This is a genomic window from Bradyrhizobium sp. GCM10028915 (genome assembly GCF_042666195.1).
Classification (GTDB): domain Bacteria; phylum Pseudomonadota; class Alphaproteobacteria; order Rhizobiales; family Xanthobacteraceae; genus Bradyrhizobium; species Bradyrhizobium canariense_D.
In genome coordinates this window covers 114,219-141,141 of the sequence record NZ_JBHTFN010000003.1, presented here as the reverse complement: position 1 = coordinate 141,141, position 26,923 = coordinate 114,219, and the positions used below count along the sequence as shown (strand labels likewise).

The window sequence follows — 26,923 nt, the reverse complement described above, 5'->3', positions numbered from 1 at the left end:
AGCGACGATCAGCGCCGCGCACCCTGCGCCTGGCAATTAGTTGCTATCGCGGCAGTGCTGCGGCAAGGTAGAGAAGGGTCGGAGACACGTCATGACCTTGGTGGGACCGACCGTGGCAGATTACGAAGCAAGCGCCGACCTCGCGACGCTCCGCGTCCGCACCGCTCAGGACGACACGCTGGACTTGGCGGCGGAAACGCTCCGCCTCTCCTGCAAATGCGCCCACTGCACCCGCGCCCGCTTCGACGGCCGCTTTCCCGAGCGGTTTCCAGGCATCGCGATCACCGAGATCGGCGATCTCGGTTACGGGCTGAACATCTCGTTTTCGGATGGGCACAATCGGGGGATTTACCCGAAGCCGTATTTGCTGAGCCTGGTGGGGTGGTAGACGCCACAGGTCGTCTTCCAAGCTTCGCTGTCATTCCCCGCGAAGGTGGGAATCCAGTACGCCGCGGCTTCTCGATAGCCCATTGACATCTCTGGAATACTGGATCGCCCGGTCAAGCCGGGCGATGACAGCGGAGTGAATCTGGCACGGACATTGCTCCTCTTTAGAACGGTTTGAACGTTCCGGAGGCAGATGATGTTGCAGGCGGCGGCCAATGTGGTTCGCGGGACGGTTCCCGCAACGGTCCGGCCTACCGGCGGTTCCTCGCTGCTGCTCACCGAGAACCAGCAATGGATCGGCGGACCGCCGCCCTTGATGGACAAGCTCAGCCAGCGCGAGCGGGAGCTGGTGCTGAAGCAGGGCCGCCGAAAAGTGCTCAACCGTGGCCAGACGCTGTTCAGCCAGGGTGGCAAGCATGACGGTATCTGGCTGATCGAGAGCGGCCGGATCCGGGTGTTCTACACCTCTCCGCTCGGCCGCGAGATCACGCTGGCCTATTGGCATGTCGGCAATTTCGTCGGCGGGCCGGAAGTGTTCGAAGGCACCGTGCATCAATGGTCCGGCGTTGCATCCAGCAATTGCAGCGTGGTGCATCTGCCCGGAAAGGAGCTACGATCCCTTGCGGTCGAGATCCCGAACCTCGCGATCGGCCTGATCGAAGGCCTGACCTTCAAGGGCAAGTGCTATTCGGCGCTGGCCCAGATGTTGGGAACGCGCTCGATCACACAGCGCCTTGCGCATCTGTTGCTGCATCTCGTCGACCTCTATGGCGTCGATGACGCCGACGGCCGGGTGATCGCGGCCGCCTTCACCCATGCCGATATCGCCCACATGGTCGGTGCCACCAGGCAATGGGTCACGATCAGCCTGAAGCGCATGCAGGAAAAGGGAATCGTGCTGACCAAGCGCTCGCAGATCGTGGTCTGCCGGTCCGACGTGCTGGAAGAAATGCGAGGGCAGGCGGCCGACTGACCGAGCTTGCGACCAGGGCCGGTGCCCATGCAAGCGGCTTAATAGTGCAGGACTGCCCAAGGAGTATGCAATCAACTTTTCCCGGCAACTAATCGACTGTGGCGCTCATTCCGGATTTGCCCTGCCCACGCCCTCACCCAATCATGGCAACCACAGCACATCCAACCGAATGAGGATGAGAATGGTCCGCCATCTTCCCACGCTCTCGATCGCGATGTCGGTGACGTCGCTGGCGCTTCTCCTCGCGCAGCCGGCCGCGGCGGAAACCGTCACGCTGGGCATCGGAACGCAGGACACCACGACCAACACGGTGACCGCCGGCGTCGTCATCCGCCAGCTCCATCTCCTCGAAAAATATCTGCCGAAGGACGGCAAATACGCCAACATCAAGTTCGAGCTGGAGTGGCAGAACTTCACCTCCGGCCCGCCCGTCACCAACGCGATGATGGCCAACAAGCTGCAGATCGGCATGATGGGCGACTATCCGCTGATCGTGAACGGCTTCACTTTCGACAGCAATCCCGAGAGCAAGAGCCGGCTGATCGGTATCGCCGCCTACAGCCTGTCGGGCTCCGGCAACGGCATCGTCGTTCACAAGGATTCGCCCTACTACGATCTCGCCGATCTCAAGGGCAAGCTCGTGAGCGTGCCGTTCGGCTCTGCCGCGCACGGCATGGTGTTGAAGGCGATGCAGGACCGCGGCTATGCATCTGATTTCTTCCAGCTGGTCAGCCAAAGCCCGGAGGTCGGCTCGACCAATCTCCAGGAGAAGAAGATCGACGCGCATGCCGACTTCGTTCCGTTCGCCGAGTTGCTGCCGTTCCGCGGTTTCGCGCGAAAGATCTTTGACGGCGTCGAGACCAATCTCCCGACTTTCCACGGCATCGTCGTGCGAACCGATTTCGCCGAGAAATACCCGGAAGTCGTCGTCGCCTACTTCAAGGCGGTGATCGCCGCCAATCAATGGCTGCGGGACGATCCCAAGCTCGCCGCCGAGAAGATCCAGGAATGGACCGGCATCAGCAAGGAGGTCGTCTACATCTTCCTCGGCCCCAGCGGCAACATGACCACCGATCCCTCGATCAAGCCGGCGCTGATCGACGCCGCCGCGGCTGACGTCAAGGTGCTGCAGAACCTCGGCCGGATGAAGGAGTTCGAGCCGAAGAAATGGGTCGACGACAGCTACATCCGTAAAGCTTATTCCGAGATGAAGCTCGACTACGACGCGCAGCTTGCGAGCACCAAGAATTACGAGATCTCCGGCGACGATTCCTTCTGCAAGAAGCCGATCGCCGATCCGCGCAAGGCCGGCGAGGTCTGGGTCGACGATTCAGGCATCGTGCCCTTCTCGTCAGCCAGCTGCACGCTCGGCGCCTATGCCGACTACAAGGCCAAGGGCAGGAAGATCAACGTCGCCTACGTCTTCGATACCACCCGCGGCATCAAGCTGTTCGCAGACCAGGCTTTCTTCGCGGTCGGCAATGGTGAGGTTGCGCCGTTCCTGCTGAAGAAGGACGCCGAAGCCTATGCCGCCAAGATCAGCGGCAAGGTGCTCGGCTTCGACGACGCGGTGAAGGCGGCGGTCGGCGGGGGCAAGACGTGAGCAGTCCCGCCCTCCTCAGACATTCCGAGGACAGCATGCCGGCAAGTGCAATCGCGGAGGCAAGCGCCATGCCCGCCTCCACGCCACCCGCGTCTCCACCCTCCTTCGGCACGCTCGCACTGCGCTGGTACCGGCTCAACCGGGGCGGGCTGCGCGCGACCGCGATCGGCATCATCTCGCTGCTCGCCTTCCTGCTGGTCTGGCATCTGCTGACAACCTATCGCGTCGTGTTTTTCGTGCGCTTCACCAACGTGCCCTCGCCGCTCGCGGTCTATGCGAGCTTCACCAAGGCGATCCACGATCCAAAATTCCTGCTGCACGTCCTCTTGAGCTGCCGCCGCATCTTCTTCGGTTTCTCGCTCGCGGCGATCGTCGCGGTGCCGCTCGGCCTGATCATGGGCCGCTTCAAGCCCGTCCACGAGATCATCTTTCCCGTGGCGGAGGTGCTGCGGCCGATCCCGGCGATCGCCTGGGTGCCGATGGCGATCATGCTGTGGCCGACCAACGAGCAGAGCATCGTCTACATCACGTTCCTCGGATCGTTCTTCCCGATCCTGGTCAACACGCTGCACGGCATGTCGCTGGTCGATCCCGTGCTGGTGCGTGCCGCGCAATGTCTCGGCGCGCGGGAGCGCTCGATCTTCCGCGATGTGTATTTTCCGGCCTCGCTCCCGCACATCTTCACCGGCCTCACCGTCGGCATGGGCGTGGCCTGGGTGTCGCTGATCGCTGCCGAGATGATCTCCGGACAGTACGGCATCGGCTATTTCACCTGGGAGGCCTATTCGCTGGTCCAGTATGCCGACATCGCGCTCGGCATGATCGCGATCGGCGTGCTTGGCCTCGGATCGAGCATGTTGATCCGAGGCGCCGGACAATTGGTGATGCCGTGGAGGTCAAGATGAGTGAGATCGTTGTCAAGGCACCGCAGGGCCATATCGAGGTCAAGAACTTCTCCCTCAGCTACGACAGCATCGAGGGGCCGGTCGAAGCCGTCGCCGATACGCAGATTCATGTGAAGCCTGGCGAGTTCGTCTCGATCGTCGGGCCCTCCGGCTGCGGAAAGTCGACGCTGCTCAACGCGGTTGCCGGCTTCCTCAAGCCGACCACGGGCATCGTCACCGTCGACGGCGAGAAGGTGAACGGCCCCAGCGCGGAGCGCGGCATGGTGTTTCAGCAATATTCGCTGTTTCCCTGGAAGACCGTGCGGGAGAACGTCGAGTTCGGCCTGAAGATGCGCGGCATGCCGCGCTCGCAGCGCGAGCGCGCCGCCCGCACGCTGCTGGGACTCGCGGGCCTCGAAGCCTTCGAAAAGCATTACCCCGAGAAACTCTCAGGTGGCATGAAGCAGCGCGTTGGCATCGTCCGCGCGCTCGCGACGGGACCCAAAGTGTTGCTGCTCGACGAACCCTTCGGCGCGCTCGACGCGCAGACCCGGGTCATCATGCAGCAGATCCTCACCAACATGTGGCAGCGGCTGAAGATCTCGGTGCTATTCGTCACCCACGACATCGACGAGGCGATCTTCCTGTCCGACCGTGTCTACTGCATGACCGCACGCCCCGGCTCGATCAAGGCGGAGATTCCGATCCCGCTGGAGCGGCCGCGGCAGCAGTCGATGATGATGTCGTCGGAATTCCTGGCATTGCGCCGCGGACTGATGTCGCTGATCCGCGAGGAGAGCATCAAGGCGATGGGCGGCGAGCTCAACGACATGGGCATGCAGGGGCTGAACATCGAGCTGCACGGGCATTCGCTCGCGGATGTGATTTAGGGATCTTCGACTTGCGCGCTGACTTCCTTCTCCCCTTGTGGGAGAAGGAAGTGGAGTATGCGCAGCAGCTTGCCTTACTTGAACCAGTGCACCAGCGCGATGCTAATGCCGAGCAGCAGCAGTAGCGACAAGGTCACGGCCGCCGTCACCCGTCCCCCGACATTGGCAAGCACCTTCACATCGACGCCGAGGCCAAGCGCGGCCATCGATACCACCGTGAGAAAACCCGTGATCCGCGTGATCGGGGCAATCACCGTGGACGGCACGATCTCGAGCGAGCGCAAGGTCGCCAGCGCAAGGAAGCCGAGGATGAACCACGGGACCAGGCGGAAGAAGCCGACATTGGTCTTCTTGGCATCGCTGTGCCAGCGCGACGCCGTCAGCGAGAGGCCGACGACCACCGGCCCGAGCATCAGCACGCGCATCAGCTTGACGAGCGTGCCGATCTGCGTCGAGACGAGTCCCGCCGGCACCGTCGCAGCCAGCACCTGCGGCACGGCATAGACAGTGAGGCCTGCAAGGATGCCGTATTGCGTAGCCGATAGCTGCAGCAGCGGAATCAGCAGCGGCAGGCCGAGCACCATCATCACGCCGAGGATCGCGGTGAAGGAGATGGAGGATGCGATCTCGTCATTGTTGGCGCCGATGATCGGCGCCACCGCCGCAATCGCCGAATTGCCGCAGATCGAGTTTCCGCAGGCGATCAGGATCGAGAGCCGCGTCGAGAGACCAAGCAGCCGGCTGATGCCGAAGGAAACGCAGAGCGCGACCACAACGACGGCCGCGATCGAGGCCAACAGCGCGACGCCGGACGCCGCGATAGCAGCGAAGCTGATCGAGGCCCCCAGCAGCATGACGGCGACTTCGAGCAGCTGCTTGGCGCTGAAGGCGATGCCGGACTGCCAGCGCGGCGCGGGCTTCCAAAAGCTGCGCACAGCCATGCCGAGCAAGATCGCCATCACCAGCGCCTCGACATAGGGATGTTCGAAGATGCCCAATTCCGCCCGTTCGAGCAGGGCCGAAACGCCGGCCACGGCGATGCAGAGGAGGATCCCGGGAATCAGCGCGACGATGCGGCTGATGGCCGTGGTCCGCTTGGCGTCGGCCGGGCTGGATGCTTGATTCTGCGACACAAATCTCTCCCCAAGGAGAAGGATTTATACGCAGCGCCATCCGATTGGGGAATAAGTTTTCGACATATCAGGGCCGAGCGAAGTTCTATCCTCAATCCGGAATAATCTGGCTCGGAAGATCAGGCGCCCGTTGGAAGATCAGGCGCGCCTTAGAAGATCAGGCTCTTGGCCAGCGAGGCGACGCGGCTGAAGCCGTCATAGACGCCGGGCTCGAAGAAGGCCGCGCGCGCCAGCACGATACCGGCGACCAGCGACCAGAACAGCCCGGTGCCGACCCGCAGCAGCAGCTTTGACCCGCGCGAGCGCGGCTGGGTGTCCGTTGCGGACACCAATTGCTCGCCGAAAGGCTCAAACCTGGTGCGTTCCATAGCAGTCAATCCATCAATTTCTGATGGAAATGTCGTCGTTTCGGCCCCAAACAGCAATGGAAGCGATTGGCTTTTTTGCCTCCCGAAGAGGAAACTCCTTCCGCCGGACGGACCCGGGGCAATAGTTTTCTTCTTCCGGCCTATTTGAGCACCGGCGCCACGGCGAGCAGGTAGCGCCGCGCGTATGAAAGGAATCTGCCAATGCCAAACCCCCGCGTGCGCGTCTACACCGACTACAAGAGCTCCTACGCGTTCGTGGCCAACAAGCGCCTATTCGAACTGCAGGAGACGCACGGCGTCGAGCTCGAATGGCTGCCCTATACGCTGCGCGTTGCCGAATTCATGGGGACCGTGGAAGAGCGCACGCCGCATTTCTGGCGCAAGGTGCGCTACGCCTATATGGACGCCCGGCGCTATGCCAATGCGCAAGGGCTCGTCATGAAAGGGCCTAGGCGGATCTACGACGCGTTCTATTCCAGCGTCGGCATGCTGTTCGCCCAACAGCACCGCTTCTTCCGTCCGTATCACGACACGGTGTTTCGTCGGTTCTGGAGGCATGAGCTCGAGATCGACGATCTCGCCGCAATCACGGACGTCATCACGTCCTGCGGTGGCTCGGCCAGCGAGTTCGAAGCCTACGTCCATGGCCCCGCACGCGCCGAGCATGACCGCATCATCGACGAGGCCGAAGTGCTCGGCGTGTTCGGCGTGCCGACCATGGTGTTCAACGGCGAGCTGTTTTGGGGCGGCGACCGCATCGACATGTTGATCGAACGCATCGAGAAGCCCGGGACGATCGAGGCAGCTCTCGGCAGCCGCCATCGCAAGCCGGCATGAGCAGCAACGCTACGCCGCTAGCCCGCTCTCCACCGGAGCAAACTCCAGCCCGAGGCTCTCCGCCACCGCCTTGTTGGTGATACGGCCGCGATGCACATTCAGCCCGTTGCGCAGGTGTGGATTTTCCAAGATCGCAGCAAAACCCTTGTTCGCGAGCATCAAGCCGAACGGCAGCGTCGCGTTGTTCAGCGCCTGGCTCGACGTCACCGGCACCGCGCCGGGCATATTGGCCACGCAATAATGCACGATGCCGTCGACAAGATAGGTCGGATCGGCATGCGTGGTCGGGTGCGAGGTCTCGAAGCAGCCGCCCTGATCGATCGCGACGTCGACCAGCACGGCGCCTGGGCGCATCGATGTCAGCATCGCACGCGTGACGAGCTTGGGCGCACTCGCGCCCGGCACCAGTACCGCGCCGATCACGACGTCGGCGGCGAACACCTCCTCCTCGACCGACTCGATGGTGGAGAAGCGGGTGCGCACGCGTCCGACAAAGAGATCATCAAGCTCCCGCAACCTTGGAATGGAGCGGTCGATCACGGTGACTTCGGCGCCAAGGCCCGCGGCCATGCGCGCGGCTTGCGTTCCCACCACGCCGCCGCCGAGCACGACGACCCGCGCCGGCTGCACGCCAGGGACACCGCCCAGCAGCAGCCCGCGACCGCCAGCGGAGCGCTTGAGCGCGGCGCCGGCGGCCTCGATAGCGAGGCGGCCGGCCACTTCGCTCATCGGCGCAAGCAGGGGGAGGTGACCGGCCGCGTCGGTGACGGTTTCATAGGCGATCGCAGTACAGCCGGAGGCGAGCAAACCCCTGGCCTGTTCGGGATCCGGCGCAAGATGAAGGTAAGTAAACAGGATCTGGCCTTCGCGGAGCTGGGGCCACTCGCTTGTCTGCGGCTCCTTCACCTTCACGATCATGTCGGACTTCGCGAAGATGTCGCGCGCGCTCTCGGCAATGGTGGCCCCTGCCCGCCGGTAGTCTTCGTCGGAGGCGCCGATGCCGCCGCCCGCACCGGTCTCGACCGTCACCTCGTGCCCCGCGGCGACATATTCGCGGACCGCACCCGGGGTGAGCCCGACGCGATATTCCTGCACTTTGATTTCCTTGGGCACACCGACGCGCATCCCGGGCCTCCTTGTGATTCACCTCATGATCGTAGCGACGTGCCCTGTTTGGTTTCGTGCAAATATCCGCTAGCTTTGGCCTCCCTGCGCCGGTTTCCGGCGCGCAAACGCCCTTTCACGCTGGAAACGAAACCTTGGCCCTCGACAGGAAAGATCTCGCCATCCTCGCGGAGCTCACGACCAACGCGCGGGCCAGTCACACCGAGCTCGCGCACAAGGTCGGGCTATCAAGCACCGCGCTCGCGCGGCGGCAGAAGGCGCTGCAAGACGACGGCTATATCCAGGGCTATCAGGCCACGCTCGACCTCGCGCAGTTCGGCCTCACCACCACGGTGCTGGTCCGTATCGCGCTGGAAAGCCAGAGCGATGAGGCGCTGAAGGCGTTCGAGGCGGAGGTGGTGAAATGCCCGTCCGTCGTGCGCTGCTTCCTGATGTCGGGGACCGACGACTACATCCTGATCGTGCTCGCCCGCGATATCCAGGATTTCGAGCGCATCCACCGCATGGAGCTGTCGCGCCTGCCGCGCGTCGCGAGGGTACAATCGAGCTTCGCGCTGCGCGAAGTTGTCGACCGCGCCGTGCCGAATGTGGTGTTCGGCGAAGCAAAGCGCTGACCGCAACCTCTCGGAAAGGCGAACTGCTGGCAAGGAACCAACCGGTCGGTGGTCCGTTGGGCGCTATTGGCCGGCGGAGGCGTGCCCCCGCGTCAACACGGCTGACGTCCGGCACGGTCGCCGTCGCAGGGAGCAGGACATGGGCGATGTCACGCATCAGATTTCCGAACGCATTCCGATCCATCTTGTCGTCAACGGCGTCAGTCACACGCTCGATCTCGTGCCATGGACCACATTGCTCGATGCCTTGCGGGACCATCTTGCACTGAGCGGCACCAAGAAGGGCTGCGACCATGGTCAGTGCGGCGCCTGCACGGTGCTGGTGGACGGCCGGCGCGTCAATTCCTGTCTCACGCTCGCCGTCATGAAGGACGGCGCGGAGATCACGACTGTCGAAGGTCTTGCCAAGGATGGCGCGCTGCATCCCCTGCAACAGGCGTTCATCGACCATGACGCCTTCCAGTGCGGCTATTGCACGCCGGGACAGATATGCTCGGCGGCCGGACTGCTCGCCGAAGGCCGTGCCAAAGATACCGACGAGATCCGGGAGCTGATGAGCGGAAACCTTTGCCGCTGCGGCGCCTATCCAAACATCGTCGCCGCCATCCAGCAGGCAATGGGCCAGCCATGAACAACTTCCAGTACGCTCGAGCCACTGATGTCGCCGACGCCATCCGCTTGCTCGCCGCCGGTCCCGGCGCCAAACTGATTGCCGGCGGCACCAATCTGATCGACCTGATGAAAGAGAATGTCGAGCGCCCCTCCCGGCTGATCGACATTTCCCGCCTGCCGCTCCGCAAGGTCGAAGAGACGCCCGACGGGTCCTTGCGCATCGGCGCCTTGGTGCCGAACTCGGACCTCGCCTATCATCCATTGATCGAGCAGCGCTATCCCCTGCTCGCCAGCGCCATCCTGGCCGGCGCCTCGGCGCAACTGCGCAACATGGCATCGGTCGGCGGCAATCTGATGCAACGAACGCGCTGCGCTTATTTCTATGACACGGCCACGCCGTGCAACAAGCGACATCCCGGCAGCGGCTGCTCGGCAATGGACGGGCTGAACCGCAACCATGGGATCCTGGGCACGAGCGCCGCCTGCATCGCGACCAATCCATCCGACATGAGCGTGGCGCTCGCCGCGCTCGATGCGCTCGTGCACATCGCGGGTCCCTCCGGCGAACGCACCATCGCGCTGACCGATCTCCATCGGCTGCCCGGCGACAAGCCTCATGTCGATACCAATCTCGGCACCGGCGAGATCATCACCGGGATTGAGCTTCCGCCGCGCGGCTTTGCTCAAAACTACAGCTATCTAAAAATTCGCGACCGGATGTCTTATGCTTTTGCTTTGGTCTCGGTTGCCGCCGCGCTCGAATTGGAGGGCAACGCGATCAGCGGGGCACGCGTGGCGGTCGGCGGCGTGGCTCACAAGCCTTGGCGCAGCCTCGAGGCCGAAGCTACGTTGCGCGGCCAGGCCGCAACGCCCGATCACTTCTCGCACGCCGCGGATCTCTTGCTCCAGGGAGCAACAGCCCGCTCACATAACGGCTTCAAGGTCGAGCTCGCACGCCGCGCCATCGTGCGGACGCTGACACAGGCGGCGAACGCCACGCCGCAATCTCAGGCGCACAAGAAGATCGCGTGAGGACCCCATGAACGCTTATGTCGGAACGCCAACGTCGCGTGTCGACGGCCGGGCCAAGGTCACCGGCGCCGCCAAATACGCCGGCGAATTTCCAGCCGACAAGCTCCTCCATGGCTTCGTGGTCGAGGCCATCATTCCATGCGGGCGCATTGCCCGCCTCGACGCGAGCGAGGCGTTGAAGGTCGAGGGCGTACTCAACGTGCTCACGCATGCGAACCGTCCGCCGCTGGCCGACAAGGACGAGGCGTGGAAGGACGAGGTGGCGCCCGAGGAAGGCTCGCCTTTCCGTCCGCTTTATGATGACAAGATCAAGTTCAATGGCCAGCCGATCGCACTTGTCGTCGCAGAGGACTGGGAAACCGCGAAATTCGCCGCGACGCTCGTGCGGGTCGAATATGAGCAGCATGGTTTTGCAACCGACCTCGAAGGCGAACGCAGCAACGCCGCCGAGAAGAACGAGCCGCATAAACCGCGGGGCGACGCCGCAGCCGCCCTTGCGGGAGCTGATGTGCGCCACGAGGCGGACTACGTGATACCGACCGAGCATCACAACCCGATGGAGCTCTATGCGACCACGGCGGTCTGGGACAGCAATGGCAAGCTCACGATCTACGACAAGACCCAAGGCGTCCAGAACGTCCACAAATTTCTCTGCAGCGTGTTCGACAAGAAGCCGGACGACATTCGCGTGGTCTCGCCGTACGTCGGCGGCGCCTTCGGCTCCGGCTTGCGGCCGCAATATCAGGTGGTGTTGGCAACACTCGGCGCGCTCGCGCTGAAGCGGTCCGTTCGCGTCGTACTGACGCGGCAGCAGATGTACGGGCTCGGCTACCGGCCGATGACCATCGAGCGCGTCGGGCTCGGCGCAAGATCCGATGGCGCCCTCGACGCGGTCACGCACGAGGCGATTGCCGTCACCTCGCGCTATGAGGATTTTGCCCGCAACGATACCGGCTGGGCCGAACAGCTCTACAAGAGCCCGAACAGCCGCTTCTCCCACAAGCTGGTGCACCTTGACGTCTCCACCCCCTGCGACATGCGCGCACCGGGCGCTGCGTCGGGCGTCTGCGCGCTGGAATGCGCGATGGACGAGCTCGCCGTCGCACTCAAGCTCGACCCGATCGAATTGCGGCTGAAGTGCTACTCGGATCGCGACCAGAGCGAAAACCTGCCCTACACCAGCAAGCAGTTGCGCGAATGCTACGCGCGCGGCGCGGACGCCTTCGGCTGGAGCAGACGCGATCCTGCGCCGCGCTCGATGCGCGACGGCAAGGATCTGATCGGCTGGGGCATGGCGACGGGTGTGTGGGAAGCACTGCAGATGCCGGTCGCCGTCCGTATCGTGCTGACGTCGAACGGACATGCCGAGGTGTCCTGCGCCGCATCCGACATCGGCACCGGCACCTACACCATTGTGGCTCAGGTCGCAGCCGATGCGCTCGGCCTGCCGATTGAGAACATCAGCGTCCGGCTCGCAGATTCCAGTCTGCCGCAGGCGCCTGTGGAGGGCGGCTCCTGGATGGCCGCTTCGAGCGCGCATGCGGTGCTCGCAGCCGCCGAGGAAGTGCGCAAGGAACTGTTACGCCTGGCCGGGAAGATGCCAGGCTCGCCGCTCGCCGGCGCCGAGCTAGCCGATACGGTGCTGACCGACGGCAGCATTGCCAGCTCCAGCAACAACAGCCGCGCGGTCTCGATCGCCGACGCGATGCGTCACGGCGGCGTCGAACGCATCGAGAAGGAAAAGCTCAATCAATTCGGCGAGGACAAGAAGCACGCGCGTAACACCCACTCGGCCGTCTTCGCCGAGGTCAAGGTGGACGAAGAGCTAAACGTCATTCGCGTGACGCGGGTCGTGAGCGCCGTCGCGGCCGGGCGGATTCTCAACACCAAGACAGGCCGCAGCCAGATCATGGGCGGCGTGGTCTGGGGGATTGGGATGGCCCTGCACGAGGAGACGGTGATGGATCACCGCTTCGGGCGGATCATGAACGCGAACATCGCCGAGTACCACATTCCCGTGAATGCCGATGTTCACGACATCGACGTGATCTTCGTCGACGAGCCGGACGCGCACATCAACGCGCTCGGCATCAAGGGGCTGGGAGAGATCGGCATCGTCGGCGTTCCCGCCGCGATCGCGAACGCCGTCTATCACGCCACCGGCAAACGCATCCGTCGATTTCCGATCACACTGGACAAGCTGCTCGACTGAGACGGTGCAGCAGTCCCCTCTCGGCGCCGGCGTCACCTCACGGCGCCCGGCCGCCAGGCCTCACGAGGGAAAGTCAGCCGGTCTGACTTGGATGCGGTCGGCATGCAGCGACCAGTGGTGCAACGCCTGATCCTCGCAAAACCTCGCCTTCGCCCGCTCTCTGGCTTCGTCCTCGTCGGAAGCGTCGATCTCGAGCGTGCCCTGGCACACCTCGATCTGCCGGCCGTACTGGCCGAGCACGTCCTTCATGAACCTGACCACATAAGTTGACATGGGACCTCCTGCCTGCCCCGGCGGCGCTCACTCTTATCCCATTTAGGCGGAATCCGGGAGGGAGATTTTGACACGGATCAAAGTCGGGCGCGGTTCCCCCCGCCGATCGTTCCGTGGCGCGTAGCGCTAACCGGGACATTGGGCAGCAGGAGCATCGCACCCCGGAAGGACAGAGCGACTGTCAACTACGCCGGCGTCACACCAAACGCCTGCTTGAATCGCTCCACATAGCGTGGCCAGACCTCCGGATTGATGATGCGCGGCGGCCGCTTGCCATCGAGCGTATCCAGCACCTGCTCGGCCGCGATGCGGCCCATGTTCTGCCGCGCCTCGATCGTGACGCCCGCGGTATGCGGGCTCGCCAGCACGTTGTCGAGCTGGAGCAGCGGATGCTCCGGCGGCGGCGGCTCCTTGGACCAGACGTCGAGACCGGCGCCCGCAATGCGCTTCTCGCGCAAGGCCTGGAGCAGCGCATCCTCATCGTGGATGAAGCCGCGCGCCGTGGTGATAAAGTACGCATGCGGCTGCATCAACGCAAATTCGCGCACGCTGATCATGTTGCGGCTGCGCTTGTCGAGCGGGCAGGAGATGGAGACGAAATCGGCGCGGCGCAGCAGCTCGTCGAGCTCGACCTTCTCGCCGCCCCGCTCGGCCATCACCTCGGCCGTGAGGTAAGGATCGTAGGCCAGCACCTTCATGCCGAACAGGCCCTTGCACAGCGCGGCGATGCGGCGACCGACATTGCCGAGGCCGACGATGCCGACGGTCTTGTGCTCGATCTCGTTGCCGACGAGTTCGTTGCGGTTGACGTTGGACTCCCTGCGGAGCTTGCGGTCGGACTGGATGATGCGCTTGGACAGCGTCAACATCATCGCCAGCGCATGCTCGGCGACCGAGTGGGCGTTGCCGCCGGACTGGTTGACGACCAGCACGCCGGCATCGGTGCAAGCCTCGACATCGACAGGATCGAATCCCGCGCCGTTGCTGGAGACGAGCAGCAGGTTCGGCGCGCGCCTCAGGAAGGCAGCATCGACATGGAAGTGCGGGGCCAGTTCGTCACGGGCGGCGCCGATCTGGTAGACATGAGCCGCCTCGATGATCGGCGCGAAATATTCCTCGGGGCTCTCGTTCTCGATGCGATCGAGCCGGACGTCGGGCCGCGCCTTCAGGATGTCGATATAGATCGGATTGGCCAGATATTTGACGTAGAAGACGCGCTTGCTGTTGACGGACATCAGGACCCTTCCGGCTTTCTCCAGGAGATCCGCAGGGCCAGCGCTTCGCGCGCTCCTGTCATGCGTTCCTCCGTTCTCTTGTTGTTGCCGCTTATGACACGGCGGCACCGGCTGCGGCAGGCCGTCTGGCGCAGATCACGGTGCAGTCCGGACATGTTGACAATCCCGCTGCCTGCGTCAAGTTCGGCAGACCGCCGCGACGGCCAAGACAAGGGCTAAGACGACGCCTAAGACAATGGCAAAGACCAAGAAGCATGCGCGGCCGAAGGGAGAACGCAATGCCGATTGCGGAGCAACAAACCTCGTCCGAGGCGGCGCAGACCTCCAGTGACAAGAGCTGGCACGGCATCATCCTGCAAACCTTAAAGCGGAATGAGATCAGCCTCGTCCCTTACGTGCCCGACCGCGTGCTGACGCCGCTGATCAAGAACCTGCACGCCGATCAGTTCTTCACCACCTTTGCCACCGCCCGCGAGGAGGAGGCCGTCGGCATCGTCTCGGGCGCCTGGATGGGCGGACGGCGCGGTGCGGTGCTGATGCAGACCTCAGGCTTTGCGACGCTCGCCAACGTGCTGGCCTCGCTCGCGGTGCCCTACCAGATTCCGCTTATCATGTTCGTGTCCGAGCGCGGCACGCTCGGCGAGTTCAACTACGGCCAGTCACTGGTCTGCCGCACCATGCGTCCGGTGCTGGATTCGCTGGCGCTGGAGCATCACACCATCACCCGGCTCGACGAGCTCGAATTCATTGCCGATCGTTCGATCAAGCAGGCCGTCACGACGCAGGCGCCAGTCGCGCTGATCCTCAACCCGCTGCTCACGGGCGGCAAGGTGTTCGACAAGTGAGTCCGGCCCAAATGAATACAGACGTGCGCAACACCAAAGTGATGAACCGCTTCGACGTCACCTCGCGCCTGATCGCGAAACTCGAGCACGAGGAAGCCGTGATCGGCGGCATCGGCAACACCAATTTCGACCTCTGGGCCGCCGGCCACCGTGCGCAAAATTTCTACATGCTCGGCAGCATGGGGCTCGCCTTCCCGATCGCGCTGGGCGTGGCGCTGGCGCAGCCGGACCGGCGCGTCTTTGCGCTCGAAGGCGACGGCTCGCTGCTGATGCAGCTCGGCGCACTCTCGACGATCGCGGCGTTGAAGCCGAAGAACCTCATCATGATCGTGATGGACAACGGCATCTACCAGATCACGGGCGCGCAGCCGACACCGGCCGCGAACGTGGCTGACATCGTCGCCATCGCAACCGGCTCCGGGCTTGCCAACAGCGCCTGGGCCGCGGACGAGGCGGATTTCGAGCGTCTGGTCGAGGAAGCCATGTCGGCCGGCGAGCCCAGCCTGATCGCCGTCCGCATCGATGACAAGCCCGGCGTCGGCGCCACCCGACGCGATCCCGTACAAATCCGGGAACGCTTCATGCACGGCCTTGGCGTGCGCGAGCCACTTTAACGGTTCGTCATTAACTACACGGCGATCTGATCCTGGCGCCTCGGCAGGCTGCTGCAATCCGTGCTAAGCGGTGCGGATGTCCATTTTGCTTCGCTCCTCTGCCTGGCTGCTTGCCGCCGCCGTCGCCTTTGCAACCCTCGGCCCGCCAGGCCTACGGCCCCATTCCGACCTTGGCCAGGACGGCGAACATGCCCTTGCCTTCGTCCTGGTGGGACTAGCCTTCGGCCTCGCCTATCCGCGCCGCCGCCTGTCGGCCACAGCGATCGCCGTGGTGCTGATCGGCCTGCTGGAACTGATGCAATTCTGGGCACCGGGACGGCATGCGCGGCTGGAGGACTTTCTGGTCGATGCCGGCACCACCTGCATCGGTTTCGCGCTGGCGGCCATCGCCGATTGGGCCATGACGCGGTTTCGCGCAAATCCGGCCCTGACGAGTCAAGGCCCCGCGGAGTGACGCTCCGCAGGGCCCGTCTCTTCAAAGCTCACGCTCCGGTCGATCAGTCGATGATCTTAACGACGCGGCGCGTGCGCGGCTCCACGATCACGCGGCGATCGTTCACGACCGCATAGCGATATTCGGTGTAGTTCGGCACGGGCCGCAGCACCACGGTCGGCGGCAGTGGCTCGCCGACCACGACGCGCTCGTGGACCACGACGGAATCATCGCGCGGAATTCCGCCGAGGATCGCATTCGGGATTTCCAGACCAGCGCCGACCGCCGCACCGACGGTACCACCGACCATCGCTCCGACCGGGCCGCCGATGTCGCCGCCCGCGCGAGCGCCGTCCCTGGCGCCCTGTTCGGTCGTCGACTGGGCAAAGGCTGCACTCGACGCCAGCAGCGACGCGGCAGCGAACGTAATCGCAAGACGGGTCTTCATGTGCTTATGTCTCCAGTGATTGTTGTGCGCCTTCAACCGCGGGGCCGGATCATTGTTCCGGTTCCCCGCCGGATCTAGGCAGAACTACAAGTGGAGACTGTTACCTGGTAACAGTTCAGGCTGCGGCGATCTCGTGCCGCGCCATCAGTTCCAGCGCACGCACCATTGCCGAGTGATCCCAACCCTTGCCGCCATGTGCGGTGCAAGACGAGAACAATTGCTGCGCCACTGCCGTGCTTGGCAGTGACAGGCCGAGCGCGCGGGCGCCTTCAAGCGCGAGGTTGAGATCCTTCTGATGCAGCTCGATGCGGAAGCCGGGATCGAAATTGCGCTTCACCATGCGCTCGCCATGCACTTCGAGAATCCGCGACGACGCAAAGCCGCCCATCAGGGCCTGCCGCACCAGCGCCGGATCCGCACCGGCTTTCGACGCGAACAGCAGCGCTTCGCTGACCGCCTCGATCGTCAACGCGACGATGATCTGGTTGGCGACCTTCGTCGTCTGGCCGTCGCCATTGGCGCCGACCCGGGTGACGTTCTTCCCCATCCGGTCGAAGATCGGCTTCATGGTGTTGAAGGCGCGCTCGGGGCCACCCACCATGATGGTGAGGCTTGCCGCCTTGGCACCGACCTCCCCGCCTGACACCGGTGCGTCGAGATAATCCGCGCCGAGCGCCTCGATCTTCTTCGCAAACTCCTTGGTCGCCAGCGGCGAGATTGAGCTCATGTCGACCACGATCTTCCCCTTGGAAATGCCGCCCGCGACGCCGTCCTTGCCGAACAGCACGGCCTCCACATGCGGCGTATCCGGCACCATGATGATGACCGCATCCGCCTCCTCCGCGACCTCCTTGCTTGACTTGCAGCCAACGCCGCCGGCCGCGATCAGCTCGGGCGCGACCGGCCCGACATCGTGCAGGAGAACGCGATGGCCTGCGGTCAGAAGATGGCCGGCCATCGGCCGTCCCATGGTGCCAAGTCCGATAAAGCCGATGTCGATCATGTCAACGTTTCCTCAGGTCTCGAACGTCTGCGCCGCGTGCCAGGACAGGCCTTCCAGCGTCGTGGTGCGCGGCTTGTATTCGCAGCCGACCCAGCCGCGGTAACCGATCGCGTCGAGATGGCGGAACAGGAAGGGATAGTTGATCTCGCCGGTGCCAGGCTCGTGACGGCCGGGGTTGTCGGCGAGCTGGATGTGCGCGATCTGCGGCAGGTATTCCTGCATAGTACGGGCGAGGTCGCCCTCCATGATCTGCATGTGGTAGATGTCGTACTGGACGAACAGATTGTTCGAGCGCACCTCGGAGATCAGCTGCACGGCCTGCTCGGTGCCGTTCAGAAAGAAGCCGGGCATGTCGAGCGTGTTGATCGGCTCGATCAGCAGCTTGATGTTTTCCCGCGCCAGCGTCGACGCCGCAAAGCGCAGATTCCCAACCAGCGTTTCGTTGAGCTCACGCGGATCGGCATCCGCAGGCGCGATGCCGACGAGACAGTTGAGCTGCTCGCAATCGAGCGCCTTGGCATAGTCGATGGCGCGAAACACACCGTCCCTGAACTCGCTGATACGATCAGGCAGGATCGCGATGCCGCGCTCGCCCGCCGCCCAATTGCCGGCCGGCAGATTGTGCAGCACCTGCGTCAGCCCATGGCCGTCGAGTTGCTCGCGCAGCTGCGCCTTGTCGAATTCGTAGGGGAAGAGGTACTCGACCCCGCCGAAGCCCGCTGCTTTGGCCGCTGCGAAGCGGTCCACGAACGGCATTTCGTTGAAGAGCATGGTGAGGTTGGCGGCGAATTTCGGCATGATGCTATCTCCCTATTCCGCCGGCTGCAGCACGCCGGGCAGCGCGGTCGCGACCTCGTCGAGCGGCAGATCCAGCACCTCCTCGAATTCGACGATGTTGTCGATTTCCGTGCCCATCGCGATGTTGGTGACGCGTTCGAGGATGAACTCGACCATCACGGGCACGCGATGCTTGGCCATCCATTCGCGCGCGGTCGCGAACGCCGCCTGCGAGTCCTTCGGGTCGGTGACGCGGATCGCCTTGCAGCCGAGCCCTTCGGCGACAGCGACGTGATCGACACCGTAGCCGCCGAGCTCAGGCGCGTTGATGTTCTCGAACGAGAGCTGGACGTGATAGTCCATGTCGAAGCCGCGCTGGGCTTGGCGGATCAGGCCGAGATAGGAATTGTTCACGACGACGTGGATGTAGGGCAGATTGAATTGCGCCCCAACTGCGAGCTCCTCGATCAGGAATTGGAAATCGTAGTCGCCTGAGAGCGCGACGATATCACGATCCGGACACGCCGCGCGCACGCCGAGCGCCGCGGGTAGCGTCCAGCCGAGCGGGCCCGCCTGCCCGGCATTGATCCAGTTGCGCGGCTTGTAGACGCCCAGGAACTGCGCGCCGGCGATCTGCGACAGGCCGATCACGGAGACGTAGCAGGTGTCACGGCCAAACGCCTTGGTCATCTCCTCGTAGACGCGCTGGGGCTTGATCGGGACGTTATCGAAATGGCTCTTGCGCAACATTGTCTTCTTCCGGTCGCGGCAGGCAGCGGGCCACGCCTGGCGCTCGCGCAACCTGCCGGACCGGCGCCACTCCCTGGCGACGGTGACGAAGAGTTCGAGAGCGGCCTTCGCGTCCGAGACGATGCCGAGATCGGGATTGAACACGCGCCCGATCTGCGTCGGCTCGATGTCGACATGCACGAAGGTGCGCCCCTTGGTGTAGGTCTCGACCGAGCCGGTGTGGCGGTTGGCCCAGCGATTGCCGATGCCGAGCACGAAATCGGATTCGAGCATGGTGGCATTGCCGTAACGGTGACTGGTCTGAAGACCGACCATGCCGGCCATCAGCACGTGGTCGTCGGGGATGGCCCCCCAGCCCATCAGCGTCGGCACGACCGGCACGTTGGCAATCTCGGCGAATTCCACCAGCAGATCCGAGGCGTCGGCATTGATCACGCCGCCGCCCGCGACGATCAGCGGCCGTTCGGCCGCATTGAGCATCTCCAGCGCCTTCTCGACCTGCTTGCGGGTCGCGGTCGGCTTGTAGACCGGCAATGGCTCATAGGTCTCGTCGTCGAACTCGATCTCGGCGAGCTGCACGTCGAGCGGCATGTCGATCAGCACCGGGCCGGGCCTTCCCGAGCGCATCACGTGAAACGCCTGGCTGAACACGCGGGGCACCAGCGCCGGCTCGCGCACCGTCACCGCCCATTTGGTCACGGGCTTTGCGATCGACTCGATGTCGACGGCCTGGAAATCCTCCTTGTAGAGCCGCGCGCGCGGCGCCTGCCCGGTGATGCAGAGGATCGGGATGGAATCAGCGATCGCGGAATAGAGCCCGGTGATCATGTCGGTCCCGGCCGGCCCCGAGGTGCCGATGCAGACGCCGATATTGCCGGCCTTGGCCCGCGTATAGCCCTCGGCCATGTGCGAGGCACCCTCGACATGGCGCGCCAGGATATGGCGGATCGAGCCGCGCTTCTTCAGCGCCGAGTAAAGCGGATTGATCGCGGCCCCGGGAACGCCGAAGGCAGTCGAGATGCCCTCCTTCTCCAGAATTCGCACGGCAGCATCGATGGCTCGCATCTTCGCCATATCGGACCTCGCTTGAGTTGCATTGGCTCGAGCGAGATCATCGGGCCCGCGAGGGCTTCACTCAACGAGATCGATTTTATTTTCCACGATGCGGCAGCCGCGGAAAAAACGTGGCGGTCTCAATCGGTTAGATCGAGATATCCGTGAAAGCGATCACTCGAACAGCGGCGCCAGCTGCATCTGCGGCACGAGCACGAGGCCCTTGTCGGTGATACGAATTTCCGGAATGACCGATAGCGGAATCAGATTGAAACCCATGTAGGGGATGGTGCAGCCGGCCTCCGCCCATTCCTTCTTCAGCGCCTTGACCTCTTCCGCCACCTCCGTGACGCGCTTGTCGGACAAGAGCCCAGCGATCGGCAGCGGCACCAGCGCCTTCACCTTGCCGTCAGCGACGACGCAGACGGCGCCCTGATGCTCCTTGATGGCCGAGATCGCTACCTGCATGTCGGCCTCGTTGGTGCCGGCAACGATGATGTTGTGGCTATCGTGCCCGACGCTGGAGGCGACCGCGCCCCGCTTCAGGCCAAAGTCCTTCAGAAGGCCGTAGGCGACGTTGCCGGCGGATTTACCGTGACGCTCGACCACCGTGACAAAGCACAGGCCGTAGCGCGCAAACAGCGTCGGCCAGTCCTTTGCGGGCTCGATCGCGATCTTCTCATGGATCAGCGTGATGCCGGGCAACGCGGTCTTGATGGCGTTGACGGTGCAGGCCTTCACCGGCAGTTCCGGTATTAGCTTGACCTTCTCGGGCAGCTTCACGGTCGCATAGGCCGCCTGCGGGTATTGATATCGCTGCGACAATGCCTGATCGAGCTTCGGCGTGATCTTGCGGTTCTCGACCACCAGCTCGCCGCCGTACCAAGTGCATTGCGGCTTCAGATTGTCGTCCATCAGCACCAGATCGGCGCGGCGCCCGCCGCCGAGCCCGCCGATATCGCTGTCCATGTTGAAGCGCGTCGCGCCATGCAGCGAGCCCATCGACCAGGCCTGCTCCGGCGACATCCCTGCTTTCACGGCTTCGCGCACCACCCAGTCGAGACCGAACAGCAGGAGATCGTCGGCGTCGCGATCGTCGGTGCACACGGCCGTGCGCTTGTGCGAGGCGCCGAGCTCGGTGATGGTCCGGATCGCCTGCGGCAGCGAGTGCCAGGGCGTGGTCGGCGGTCCCCCGCGCAGGAACACCCAGACCCCGGCATCGAGCAGATCGTCGGCGATGTCGCGGTCGATCGCCTCATGGGTGTCGGTGATGCCGCTCGCCGCATAGGCCGCAACGAAGTCGCGGCCATAGATATGGCCGGACACCGGCCGGCCGCGCTTCAGGGCGGCAGCGAGGATGGCGTGGCTTCGCTCATCGCCCATGGTGACAGGCACGAAATCCATCTTCTCGCCGAGCCCGACGGCTTCCGGCCAACGGTCGAACAGGCCGGCGATCTTGTCGGGCGTCAGATCGCCGCCCGCAGTCTCCAGTGCGGCCGAAGTCGCAGGAACCGTCGAGGGCACCGTCAGGAAGATCGAGAGCGGAGCCTCGCGTGCGTCCTCCAGCATCGCCTCGACGCCGACGACGTCCATGACGTTGCCGATCTCGTGGCTGTCGCAGAAGATTGTGGTGGTGCCGTTGAGCAGGGCGGCCTCGGCATAGGCGCAGGCCGTCACCATCGAGGATTCGATGTGGATGTGCGGATCGACCAGCCCCGGCGCGATGATGCCGCCCGCCGCGTCGTAAACCGGCACGTCGCCGAAGACATTCTTCGCAGCGCCGGCCGGCTTCATCGCAGCAATGCGGCCGCCGGTGATCCAGATTTCGCGGTTCGCATGGATGCGCTCCGAATAGGTCGAGAGCACCCGCGCGCCGGTGACGACGAGATCCGGCGCGACACGCGCCGAGGCCACATCGGCGAGACGCCGGGTCATCGAATGCAGCGGTGCGACGGCGAAGCGGGTAAGTCTGGTCATCAGAACCCTCGCGTGGCGTTATGGCCCTGCGATGGTTACGCCCTGCGCCCGACCGGGCAAGCGCAAATATAACGGCAGGCTCTGCTTACGCTTTAGGCGGAGAAGCGCCTGCCGCCGCTGGCCTCGCAGGTCTGCGCGAGTTCCGTCGTCGCGGGGCCGGTGCGGCAGCGGGCTTGACCCGAATCCGCATCGACCTCCCGTTCTGCTCGTCAATCTCGAACGCATTCGTCTTGCGCACGAGGTCACTCAGCTTGCGGAAGCCGAACGTTCGCGGATCGAAATCGGACGCGAGATTGGCGAGCTGGCGGCCAACTTCCCCGAGCGTCACCCAGCCGTCCTCGCTCTCCATCTGGGTGATGACCTTCTTGATGATGGGGGTTGCGGCATCGAGCGGCTGAAGCGACGTCGATCTCGAGGCGGCGTCCTGGGTGTTCGCTGGGGCGGCAAGCAAGTTCTCCGTGTAGACGAACCTTCGACAGGCCTGCCGGAAGCTCTCCGGCGTCTTCTGTTCGCCGAACCCAAAGACGTCGATGCCCTGCTCCCGGATGCGGGCGGCCAGACGGGTGAAATCGCTGTCCGACGACACCAGACAAAAGCCATCGAACCGGCCGCTGTGAAGCAGGTCCATTGCGTCGATGACCAGCGTGATGTCGGAGGCATTCTTCCCCGTCGTATAGGCGAACTGCTGCTGCGGGATGATGGCGTGTTTGGACAGGATGTCGGCCCAGCCCCTCGACCTGGCATTGGAGAAGTCGCCGTAGATGCGGCGAACGCTGGCCTCGCCGATCTTGGCAATCTCCTCGAACAGCCCATCGGCGATCTTTGCCGAAGCATTGTCTGCATCGATCAGGACAGCGAGACGGGGCGAACGGAGCTCTGACGGCATGACTTTTCCTACGAGATGAACGTAACATTAGAAGACGCTCGCGGCGGAATGGCTAGTCCTCGTTCGCCTTGAAGCGTCCCATCCCTTTCAGCACGAAGGGTGCCAGCAGGGCGATGAACGCCAGCGCAAGCAGCGTCGCCGAGATCGGGCTCTGGAGCAACGTCATGGGATCGCCGAGACTGATCGCGAGCGCGCGACGCAGCTGGCTCTCGGCGATCGGGCCGAGAATCAGGCCGACCACGACGGGCGCGATCGGAAAATCGAACCGCCGCATCAGAAAGCCGAGCACGCCGAAGCCGGCCAGCATCGAAAGTTCGACCACCGACGGCTTTGCGGCGATGGTGCCCATGGTCGCGAACACGAGGATGCCGGCATAGAGCCACGGCTGCGGGATCGCCAGCAGCCGCACCCACAGGCCAACCAGCGGCAGATTGAGCACCAGCAGCATGCAATTGGCGATGAACAGGCTCGCGATCAGGCCCCACACGAGGTCGGGCCGCTCGGCGAACAGCAGCGGCCCCGGGTTGAGGCCGTATTGCTGGAAGCCCGCCAGCATCATCGCGGCCGTCGCCGAGGTCGGCAATCCCAGCGTCAAGAGCGGCACCAGCGTGCCGGCAGCCGAAGCGTTGTTGGCGGCCTCCGGTCCTGCGACACCTTCGATCGCGCCCTTGCCGAATTCTTCGGGGTATTTGGTCAGTCGCTTCTCGCAGGAATAGGACAGGAAAGTCGGGATCTCCGCGCCGCCGGCAGGCAGCGCACCGATCGGGAAGCCGAACATGGTGCCGCGCAGCCACGGCTTCCACGATCGCTTCCAGTCTTCCTTGGTCATCCACAGCGAGCCGCGCACCGGCTCGAGCTTCTCTTCGGTGTGGTGGCGGCGCGATGCGACGTAGAGCGCCTCGCCCACCGCGAACAGGCCGACCGCGAGCGTCGTCACCTCGACGCCGTCGAGCAGCTCGGGCACCCCGAACGCAAGCCGCGCCTGACCGGTCAGCTTGTCTATACCGACGAGACCTAATGTCAGACCAATAAAAAGGCTGGTCAGGCCGCGGATCGGGGAATCGCCGAAGGTCGCCGACACCGTGACGAAGGCGACGCACATCAGCGCGAAATAATCCTCCGGACCAAAGCGCACGGCGAAATCGACCAACCACGGCGCGAGAAAGGCAAGCCCGATGGTGGCAATGGTGCCCGCGACGAAGGAGCCGATCGCGGAGGTCGCGAGCGCCGGTCCGCCGCGGCCGGCCTTGGCCATCTTGTTGCCTTCGAGCGCCGTCGCCATCGAGGCGCTCTCGCCGGGCGTGTTGATCAAGATGGCCGTAGTCGATCCGCCATACATGCCGCCGTAATAGATGCCGGCAAACATGATCAGCGAACCGCCGGGATCGAGCTTGTACGTCACCGGCAGCAGCAGCGCGACCGTCAACGCCGGGCCGATGCCGGGCAGCACGCCCACGGCGGTGCCAAGGAACACGCCGATCAGGGCGTAGAGGAGATTCATCGGCTGGACGGCGACCGCCATGCCGTGGGCCAGCGCGGCGAAAGTTTCCATCACAGCAGTCGCTCCAGGGGGCCGGCGGGAAGGCTCAACGTCAACAGCCGGTCGAACGCGAGGTAAATGAGGATCGACATCACCAGGGCGATGGCGGAATCGACGAGGACGGCCCGGCGCCCAAATGCTGCCGAGGTCGTGACGAACAGCGCCGACGTCGCCAGAATGAACCCGCCGCCGAAGCCGATGATGCCGATCAGCAGCGCAAGGCCGGCGAGGATCAATACAACAGGCACGGGATCGGCGCTTTCGCGCGCCGGCAAATGACCGCGTAGCGCGTCGATGAGATTGCCGATCGCGAGCAGCGCGAGGCCGGAGGCGATCACGACCGGCATGGCTTCCGGCCCCATCCCGTACATCGTGGTCGATTGCAGGCCGCGCGCGTCCCAGACCAGCACCGCGGCAAGACCTGCGAGCAGCGCGGCGATGACGACGCCGGCGCGATCGACGCGCCGCGGTGGCTGGACGGGATCGCCTGAGGTCATGACTTAACCAGGCCGACTGATCTCAGCACGTCCGTCACACGCACCGTTTCTTTCTTCAGGAAGTCGGCGAAGGCGTCGCCGCCGAGATAGGCATCCTCCCAGCCCTTCTGCTTGAGAATGTCTTTCCAGGCGTCCGACTTCACCATCTTCTCGACCGCGTCGCTCAGCGTCTTGCGCTGCTCCGGCGTGATTCCGGGAGGCGCGACCACCGAACGCCAGTTGGCGATCACGAGGTCGATGCCCTGCTCCTTGAAGGTCGGGATGTCGCTGCCTGGAATGCGTTTCTCCGAGGTCACGCCGATCGCGCGCAGCTTGCCCGACTTGATCTGCCCATCATATTCGCTGAGGCCGGAAATGCCGGCAGTGACCTTCGCGCCGAGAATGGCGGCGAGCGACTCGCCGCCGCCCGAGAACGGGATGTAGTTGATCTTCTTCGCGTCGGCGCCAACGGCGCCGGCGAACAATGCTGCCATCACATGATCGACGCCACCGGCCGAGCCCCCGGCGAAGGTCACTTTGGCGATGTCGGCCTTCACCGCTGCGGCCAGATCCTGCGCGGTCTTGATCGGAGAATTCGCCGGCACCACGATCACCTGGATTTCCTCGGTGAGGCGCGCGATCGGCGTCACCTGCTCGAGCGTGACGGGTGATTTGTTCATGGCGAGCGCGCCCACCATGACGAAGCCGTTGACCATCAGCTGGTTGCCGTCGCCCTTGGCGCCGTTGACGAACTGCGCGATGCCGACACTGCCGCCTGCGCCGGGAACGTTGGTGACCTGCACGCTGCGTGCGACGCCGGCAGCGACCAGCGCCTGCTGCATCGAGCGCGCGGTCTGGTCCCAACCACCGCCCGGCGCCGCAGGTGCCATCAGCTTGAGCTCGAGCTGCTGGGCAAAGGCCGGCGTGGCTGCCGCAAGGGTCAGCGCGACGGCTGCGCCGACGAGGCGCGCGGGAAGTTGAAACATGGGACGTCTCCGGGCTCATGCGGACGTTTGCCGCATCGTGTCGTTTGGTCGCATATCAGCCAAAACGGCCGACACTGTCCAGTGACATACCCCCGGTTTCCGATTAGCGGGGCGTCGGAATTGCCCCGCCGAGCGCTGCCGTCAGTTCGGCGGCAACATCACGGACGATTTGCCCGATTTCCAGTAACCGCTGATCGGTCAGCCGGCTGGTCATGCCGGACACCGAAATCGCAGCAAGCGGCTCGGCGCAGGCGTTGTAGACCACCGCTGCAACGCAGCGCAGGCCCATGCAGGCCTCTTCATCATCCAGCGCGTAGCCTTGCTTGCGGATCTTTTCGAGCTCCTTGAACAGGTCGCTCGGCCGCACGATCGATTTCTCGGTCAGGCGTGGCATGCCGTGATGGCGGATGACGGCGCCGACGTCCTCGTCGGAATAGGTCGCGAGCACCGCCTTGCCGACGCCGGAGGTCACCATCGGAACGCGGCCGCCGACTTGGGTCAGCGAGCGCATGATCTCGCGGCTCTCCATCCGGGTCAGCACGATGATGAACTCGTCGTCGACCACGGCGAGATTGGCGGTCTCGCGGGTAAGATCACGCAGCTTGCGCAAGTAAGGAATGGCCTGGGCACTGAAATTGCGCCGCCGCGCAAAGCTCGCGCCCACCGTGAAGCTGCGCACGCCGACATGCCATTTGGATTCGGCGCGGTCGAACTGCACGAAGCGGCGGCTTTCCAGCGTCGCCAGCAGGCGATGCACGGTCGAGGCCGAGAGCCCGGTGCGGACGGCGAGATCGCTGAGGCGATAGCCTTCGTCGTCTTCGGACAATGTCTCGAGGATCGACAGCGCGCGATCGACGGACTGCACGCCGCCGTCGCGCGCGTCGCGATCGGCCGCCGATGGCGATCGGGGCTCGATCGATTTGCGCCGGATCACGTTCCTGCCCATCGCGACCTGAC

General features: G+C 64.2%; 28 protein-coding genes. 13 read left to right on the top strand and 15 right to left on the bottom strand.

The window, feature by feature from the left end:
• Nucleotides 1–91 precede the first annotated feature (91 nt).
• The 5 genes from ACFQX9_RS02430 to ACFQX9_RS02410 all read left to right on the top strand — a co-directional run bounded on the left by ACFQX9_RS02430 (nt 92) and on the right by ACFQX9_RS02410 (nt 4,737).
• On the top strand, nt 92–388 hold the full coding sequence (locus ACFQX9_RS02430) for a gamma-butyrobetaine hydroxylase-like domain-containing protein (protein ID WP_377786397.1): 297 nt from the start codon (nt 92–94) through the stop codon (nt 386–388).
• 192 nt (nt 389–580) lie between these two features.
• Nucleotides 581–1,360: a Crp/Fnr family transcriptional regulator gene (locus ACFQX9_RS02425; protein WP_018458610.1), complete on the top strand. Its 780-nt coding sequence runs from the start codon at nt 581–583 to the stop codon at nt 1,358–1,360.
• A gap of 181 nt (nt 1,361–1,541) precedes the next feature.
• Nucleotides 1,542–2,963: an ABC transporter substrate-binding protein gene (locus ACFQX9_RS02420; RefSeq protein WP_018458609.1), complete on the top strand. Its 1,422-nt coding sequence runs from the start codon at nt 1,542–1,544 to the stop codon at nt 2,961–2,963.
• On the top strand, nt 2,960–3,868 hold the full coding sequence (locus ACFQX9_RS02415) for an ABC transporter permease (RefSeq protein ID WP_026233619.1): 909 nt from the start codon (nt 2,960–2,962) through the stop codon (nt 3,866–3,868). The genes ACFQX9_RS02420 and ACFQX9_RS02415 overlap by 4 nt, the downstream gene beginning before the upstream one ends.
• Entirely contained in the window at nt 3,865–4,737 is an 873-nt protein-coding gene (locus ACFQX9_RS02410) for an ABC transporter ATP-binding protein (protein WP_026233618.1), read from the top strand. Before ACFQX9_RS02415 ends, ACFQX9_RS02410 begins: the two co-directional genes overlap by 4 nt.
• Before the next feature lie 74 nt (nt 4,738–4,811).
• Here ACFQX9_RS02410 and ACFQX9_RS02405 read toward each other — a convergent pair whose 3' ends face one another.
• Both ACFQX9_RS02405 and ACFQX9_RS02400 read right to left on the bottom strand, forming a co-directional pair.
• Nucleotides 4,812–5,870 (bottom strand): YeiH family protein, encoded by a 1,059-nt coding sequence (locus ACFQX9_RS02405; RefSeq protein WP_085352331.1) that lies wholly within the window; start codon nt 5,868–5,870, stop codon nt 4,812–4,814.
• 149 nt (nt 5,871–6,019) lie between these two features.
• Nucleotides 6,020–6,238, bottom strand: a complete 219-nt coding sequence (locus ACFQX9_RS02400; protein ID WP_007593267.1) for a hypothetical protein — start codon at nt 6,236–6,238, stop codon at nt 6,020–6,022.
• A gap of 201 nt (nt 6,239–6,439) precedes the next feature.
• Between ACFQX9_RS02400 and ACFQX9_RS02395 the strand changes: the two genes are divergently transcribed.
• A complete protein-coding gene (locus ACFQX9_RS02395) occupies nt 6,440–7,075 on the top strand; it encodes a 2-hydroxychromene-2-carboxylate isomerase (protein ID WP_018458605.1) in 636 nt (211 codons plus the stop codon).
• Between the two features lie 9 nt (nt 7,076–7,084).
• On the opposite strand, the gene ald is transcribed toward ACFQX9_RS02395, so the two are convergent.
• Entirely contained in the window at nt 7,085–8,200 is a 1,116-nt protein-coding gene (gene ald / locus ACFQX9_RS02390; protein WP_018458604.1) for an alanine dehydrogenase, read from the bottom strand.
• A gap of 134 nt (nt 8,201–8,334) precedes the next feature.
• On the opposite strand from ald, the gene ACFQX9_RS02385 reads away from it, so the two are divergent.
• From ACFQX9_RS02385 to ACFQX9_RS02370, 4 genes are all read left to right on the top strand, one after another.
• The gene (locus ACFQX9_RS02385) at nt 8,335–8,814 is read left to right on the top strand and encodes an Lrp/AsnC family transcriptional regulator (RefSeq protein WP_018458603.1); all 480 of its coding nucleotides are present in this window, start codon (nt 8,335–8,337) and stop codon (nt 8,812–8,814) included.
• Between the two features lie 139 nt (nt 8,815–8,953).
• Entirely contained in the window at nt 8,954–9,445 is a 492-nt protein-coding gene (locus ACFQX9_RS02380) for a (2Fe-2S)-binding protein (protein ID WP_018458602.1), read from the top strand.
• Nucleotides 9,442–10,458 (top strand): xanthine dehydrogenase family protein subunit M, encoded by a 1,017-nt coding sequence (locus ACFQX9_RS02375; protein ID WP_018458601.1) that lies wholly within the window; start codon nt 9,442–9,444, stop codon nt 10,456–10,458. Before ACFQX9_RS02380 ends, ACFQX9_RS02375 begins: the two co-directional genes overlap by 4 nt.
• A gap of 7 nt (nt 10,459–10,465) precedes the next feature.
• Nucleotides 10,466–12,670: a xanthine dehydrogenase family protein molybdopterin-binding subunit gene (locus ACFQX9_RS02370; protein WP_018458600.1), complete on the top strand. Its 2,205-nt coding sequence runs from the start codon at nt 10,466–10,468 to the stop codon at nt 12,668–12,670.
• A 60-nt stretch (nt 12,671–12,730) separates the two neighbouring features.
• On the opposite strand, the gene ACFQX9_RS02365 is transcribed toward ACFQX9_RS02370, so the two are convergent.
• Together ACFQX9_RS02365 and ACFQX9_RS02360 are read right to left on the bottom strand one after the other, a co-directional pair.
• A complete protein-coding gene (locus tag ACFQX9_RS02365) occupies nt 12,731–12,943 on the bottom strand; it encodes a hypothetical protein (RefSeq protein ID WP_007608382.1) in 213 nt (70 codons plus the stop codon).
• Between the two features lie 185 nt (nt 12,944–13,128).
• On the bottom strand, nt 13,129–14,178 hold the full coding sequence (locus tag ACFQX9_RS02360) for a hydroxyacid dehydrogenase (protein ID WP_018458598.1): 1,050 nt from the start codon (nt 14,176–14,178) through the stop codon (nt 13,129–13,131).
• Between the two features lie 278 nt (nt 14,179–14,456).
• On the opposite strand from ACFQX9_RS02360, the gene ACFQX9_RS02355 reads away from it, so the two are divergent.
• The 3 genes from ACFQX9_RS02355 (at nt 14,457) to ACFQX9_RS02345 (ending at nt 16,091) form a co-directional block, all read left to right on the top strand.
• Entirely contained in the window at nt 14,457–15,023 is a 567-nt protein-coding gene (locus ACFQX9_RS02355) for a thiamine pyrophosphate-binding protein (protein ID WP_026233617.1), read from the top strand.
• An 11-nt stretch (nt 15,024–15,034) separates the two neighbouring features.
• Complete coding sequence (locus ACFQX9_RS02350; protein WP_018458596.1) at nt 15,035–15,637, top strand: thiamine pyrophosphate-dependent enzyme; 603 nt, start codon at nt 15,035–15,037, stop codon at nt 15,635–15,637.
• Between the two features lie 76 nt (nt 15,638–15,713).
• On the top strand, nt 15,714–16,091 hold the full coding sequence (locus ACFQX9_RS02345) for a VanZ family protein (protein WP_018458595.1): 378 nt from the start codon (nt 15,714–15,716) through the stop codon (nt 16,089–16,091).
• Between the two features lie 43 nt (nt 16,092–16,134).
• Here the strand turns inward: ACFQX9_RS02345 and ACFQX9_RS02340 are convergent, their stop codons facing one another.
• From ACFQX9_RS02340 to ACFQX9_RS02295, 10 genes are all read right to left on the bottom strand, one after another.
• A complete protein-coding gene (locus ACFQX9_RS02340) occupies nt 16,135–16,518 on the bottom strand; it encodes a DUF1236 domain-containing protein (RefSeq protein WP_018458594.1) in 384 nt (127 codons plus the stop codon).
• A 115-nt stretch (nt 16,519–16,633) separates the two neighbouring features.
• On the bottom strand, nt 16,634–17,521 hold the full coding sequence (locus ACFQX9_RS02335; RefSeq protein ID WP_085352323.1) for a 2-hydroxy-3-oxopropionate reductase: 888 nt from the start codon (nt 17,519–17,521) through the stop codon (nt 16,634–16,636).
• A 12-nt stretch (nt 17,522–17,533) separates the two neighbouring features.
• Complete coding sequence (gene hyi / locus ACFQX9_RS02330) at nt 17,534–18,319, bottom strand: hydroxypyruvate isomerase (RefSeq protein ID WP_085352322.1); 786 nt, start codon at nt 18,317–18,319, stop codon at nt 17,534–17,536.
• A gap of 12 nt (nt 18,320–18,331) precedes the next feature.
• A complete protein-coding gene (gene gcl, locus ACFQX9_RS02325) occupies nt 18,332–20,122 on the bottom strand; it encodes a glyoxylate carboligase (RefSeq protein ID WP_377786389.1) in 1,791 nt (596 codons plus the stop codon).
• Nucleotides 20,123–20,275: 153 nt separating this feature from the next.
• On the bottom strand, nt 20,276–22,078 hold the full coding sequence (locus tag ACFQX9_RS02320; protein WP_085352321.1) for an adenine deaminase: 1,803 nt from the start codon (nt 22,076–22,078) through the stop codon (nt 20,276–20,278).
• A gap of 85 nt (nt 22,079–22,163) precedes the next feature.
• On the bottom strand, nt 22,164–22,964 hold the full coding sequence (locus ACFQX9_RS02315) for an NYN domain-containing protein (protein WP_085352320.1): 801 nt from the start codon (nt 22,962–22,964) through the stop codon (nt 22,164–22,166).
• Nucleotides 22,965–23,016: 52 nt separating this feature from the next.
• A complete protein-coding gene (locus ACFQX9_RS02310) occupies nt 23,017–24,516 on the bottom strand; it encodes a tripartite tricarboxylate transporter permease (protein ID WP_018458588.1) in 1,500 nt (499 codons plus the stop codon).
• Nucleotides 24,516–25,001, bottom strand: coding sequence for a tripartite tricarboxylate transporter TctB family protein (locus ACFQX9_RS02305; protein WP_085352319.1), 486 nt, complete (start codon nt 24,999–25,001; stop codon nt 24,516–24,518). Before ACFQX9_RS02305 ends, ACFQX9_RS02310 begins: the two co-directional genes overlap by 1 nt.
• Nucleotides 24,998–25,966, bottom strand: coding sequence for a tripartite tricarboxylate transporter substrate binding protein (locus ACFQX9_RS02300; RefSeq protein WP_018458586.1), 969 nt, complete (start codon nt 25,964–25,966; stop codon nt 24,998–25,000). The genes ACFQX9_RS02305 and ACFQX9_RS02300 overlap by 4 nt, the downstream gene beginning before the upstream one ends.
• Nucleotides 25,967–26,069: 103 nt before the next feature.
• The gene (locus tag ACFQX9_RS02295; protein ID WP_377786570.1) at nt 26,070–26,912 is read right to left on the bottom strand and encodes an IclR family transcriptional regulator; all 843 of its coding nucleotides are present in this window, start codon (nt 26,910–26,912) and stop codon (nt 26,070–26,072) included.
• Nucleotides 26,913–26,923 lie beyond the last annotated feature (11 nt).

Bases quoted from the DNA above. Each gene is read 5' to 3' on its own strand.
- ACFQX9_RS02370 (WP_018458600.1), top strand. From the start codon at position 10,466: ATGAACGCTTATGTCGGAACGCCAACGTCGCGTGTCGACGGCCGGGCC.
- ACFQX9_RS02295 (WP_377786570.1), bottom strand. From the start codon at position 26,912: ATGGGCAGGAACGTGATCCGGCGCAAATCGATCGAGCCCCGATCGCCA.
- ACFQX9_RS02365 (WP_007608382.1), bottom strand. From the start codon at position 12,943: ATGTCAACTTATGTGGTCAGGTTCATGAAGGACGTGCTCGGCCAGTAC.
- ACFQX9_RS02410 (WP_026233618.1), top strand. From the start codon at position 3,865: ATGAGTGAGATCGTTGTCAAGGCACCGCAGGGCCATATCGAGGTCAAG.
- ACFQX9_RS02400 (WP_007593267.1), bottom strand. From the start codon at position 6,238: ATGGAACGCACCAGGTTTGAGCCTTTCGGCGAGCAATTGGTGTCCGCA.
- ACFQX9_RS02375 (WP_018458601.1), top strand. From the start codon at position 9,442: ATGAACAACTTCCAGTACGCTCGAGCCACTGATGTCGCCGACGCCATC.
- ACFQX9_RS02340 (WP_018458594.1), bottom strand. From the start codon at position 16,518: ATGAAGACCCGTCTTGCGATTACGTTCGCTGCCGCGTCGCTGCTGGCG.
- ACFQX9_RS02425 (WP_018458610.1), top strand. From the start codon at position 581: ATGATGTTGCAGGCGGCGGCCAATGTGGTTCGCGGGACGGTTCCCGCA.
- ACFQX9_RS02335 (WP_085352323.1), bottom strand. From the start codon at position 17,521: ATGATCGACATCGGCTTTATCGGACTTGGCACCATGGGACGGCCGATG.
- ACFQX9_RS02345 (WP_018458595.1), top strand. From the start codon at position 15,714: ATGTCCATTTTGCTTCGCTCCTCTGCCTGGCTGCTTGCCGCCGCCGTC.
- gcl (WP_377786389.1), bottom strand. From the start codon at position 20,122: ATGGCGAAGATGCGAGCCATCGATGCTGCCGTGCGAATTCTGGAGAAG.
- ACFQX9_RS02420 (WP_018458609.1), top strand. From the start codon at position 1,542: ATGGTCCGCCATCTTCCCACGCTCTCGATCGCGATGTCGGTGACGTCG.
- ald (WP_018458604.1), bottom strand. From the start codon at position 8,200: ATGCGCGTCGGTGTGCCCAAGGAAATCAAAGTGCAGGAATATCGCGTC.
- ACFQX9_RS02310 (WP_018458588.1), bottom strand. From the start codon at position 24,516: ATGGAAACTTTCGCCGCGCTGGCCCACGGCATGGCGGTCGCCGTCCAG.
- ACFQX9_RS02380 (WP_018458602.1), top strand. From the start codon at position 8,954: ATGGGCGATGTCACGCATCAGATTTCCGAACGCATTCCGATCCATCTT.
- ACFQX9_RS02305 (WP_085352319.1), bottom strand. From the start codon at position 25,001: ATGACCTCAGGCGATCCCGTCCAGCCACCGCGGCGCGTCGATCGCGCC.
- ACFQX9_RS02395 (WP_018458605.1), top strand. From the start codon at position 6,440: ATGCCAAACCCCCGCGTGCGCGTCTACACCGACTACAAGAGCTCCTAC.
- hyi (WP_085352322.1), bottom strand. From the start codon at position 18,319: ATGCCGAAATTCGCCGCCAACCTCACCATGCTCTTCAACGAAATGCCG.
- ACFQX9_RS02350 (WP_018458596.1), top strand. From the start codon at position 15,035: ATGAATACAGACGTGCGCAACACCAAAGTGATGAACCGCTTCGACGTC.
- ACFQX9_RS02300 (WP_018458586.1), bottom strand. From the start codon at position 25,966: ATGTTTCAACTTCCCGCGCGCCTCGTCGGCGCAGCCGTCGCGCTGACC.
- ACFQX9_RS02355 (WP_026233617.1), top strand. From the start codon at position 14,457: ATGCCGATTGCGGAGCAACAAACCTCGTCCGAGGCGGCGCAGACCTCC.
- ACFQX9_RS02430 (WP_377786397.1), top strand. From the start codon at position 92: ATGACCTTGGTGGGACCGACCGTGGCAGATTACGAAGCAAGCGCCGAC.
- ACFQX9_RS02360 (WP_018458598.1), bottom strand. From the start codon at position 14,178: ATGTCCGTCAACAGCAAGCGCGTCTTCTACGTCAAATATCTGGCCAAT.
- ACFQX9_RS02320 (WP_085352321.1), bottom strand. From the start codon at position 22,078: ATGACCAGACTTACCCGCTTCGCCGTCGCACCGCTGCATTCGATGACC.
- ACFQX9_RS02315 (WP_085352320.1), bottom strand. From the start codon at position 22,964: ATGCCGTCAGAGCTCCGTTCGCCCCGTCTCGCTGTCCTGATCGATGCA.